Source organism: Bacillus sp. SIMBA_031 (assembly GCF_046535225.1).
In the GTDB taxonomy this organism is placed as follows: domain Bacteria; phylum Bacillota; class Bacilli; order Bacillales; family Bacillaceae; genus Bacillus; species Bacillus velezensis.
The window spans coordinates 1-992 of record NZ_JAWRXC010000032.1; the positions used below are offsets into that span (position 1 = coordinate 1).

Annotated in this window: 1 protein-coding gene; it reads right to left on the bottom strand. The window is 56.9% G+C overall.

The annotated features are described in order from the left end of the window. Positions 1–790 precede the first annotated feature (790 nt). Positions 791–992 (bottom strand): Rop family plasmid primer RNA-binding protein (locus tag SB724_RS19365; protein WP_438816568.1); only part of this gene is annotated, 202 nt, incomplete at its 5' end.

The window sequence follows — 992 nt, forward strand, 5'->3', positions numbered from 1 at the left end:
GTTACCAGTGGCTGCTGCCAGTGGCGATAAGTCGTGTCTTACCGGGTTGGACTCAAGACGATAGTTACCGGATAAGGCGCAGCGGTCGGGCTGAACGGGGGGTTCGTGCACACAGCCCAGCTTGGAGCGAACGACCTACACCGAACTGAGATACCTACAGCGTGAGCTATGAGAAAGCGCCACGCTTCCCGAAGGGAGAAAGGCGGACAGGTATCCGGTAAGCGGCAGGGTCGGAACAGGAGAGCGCACGAGGGAGCTTCCAGGGGGAAACGCCTGGTATCTTTATAGTCCTGTCGGGTTTCGCCACCTCTGACTTGAGCGTCGATTTTTGTGATGCTCGTCAGGGGGGCGGAGCCTATGGAAAAACGCCAGCAACGCGGCCTTTTTACGGTTCCTGGCCTTTTGCTGGCCTTTTGCTCACATGTTCTTTCCTGCGTTATCCCCTGATTCTGTGGATAACCGTATTACCGCCTTTGAGTGAGCTGATACCGCTCGCCGCAGCCGAACGACCGAGCGCAGCGAGTCAGTGAGCGAGGAAGCGGAAGAGCGCCTGATGCGGTATTTTCTCCTTACGCATCTGTGCGGTATTTCACACCGCAATGGTGCACTCTCAGTACAATCTGCTCTGATGCCGCATAGTTAAGCCAGTATACACTCCGCTATCGCTACGTGACTGGGTCATGGCTGCGCCCCGACACCCGCCAACACCCGCTGACGCGCCCTGACGGGCTTGTCTGCTCCCGGCATCCGCTTACAGACAAGCTGTGACCGTCTCCGGGAGCTGCATGTGTCAGAGGTTTTCACCGTCATCACCGAAACGCGCGAGGCAGCTGCGGTAAAGCTCATCAGCGTGGTCGTGAAGCGATTCACAGATGTCTGCCTGTTCATCCGCGTCCAGCTCGTTGAGTTTCTCCAGAAGCGTTAATGTCTGGCTTCTGATAAAGCGGGCCATGTTAAGGGCGGTTTTTTCCTGTTTGGTCACTGATGCCTCC